The organism is Bradyrhizobium sp. Kon69, assembly GCF_055807515.1.
Window position 1 is genome coordinate 1 of sequence record NZ_JBVVOS010000609.1, and the last position, 232, is coordinate 232.

Here is a 232-nt window from a genome sequence, read left to right on the forward strand (position 1 = left end):
TGGGCACGACGAAGGTCGCGAGCGACTGTCCGCACGGGAAGTGCGCAACCTGGACGTCGTCGCCGGGGCTGTAGAGCAGCTCGTTTGCCGCAGCGTCGTCAACGGCGATGTGTGGCGCGAGCAGCGTGTAGTCCGCGTGGCTCAGCCGCCGCAGCAGATTGTTTGCGGGGCGGCTGTCGAGCTCGGTTGTCTTGCCGGTGCGCGCGTCCATCGGGAACTCCCATCCTCCTCC

The 232-nt window shown here is 67.7% G+C and carries 1 pseudogene; it reads right to left on the reverse strand.

What is annotated here, in order from left to right:
* Window positions 1-211: pseudogene (locus AC0L3U_RS40325) on the reverse strand (Crp/Fnr family transcriptional regulator); the annotation flags it as partial.
* Window positions 212-232 lie beyond the last annotated feature (21 nt).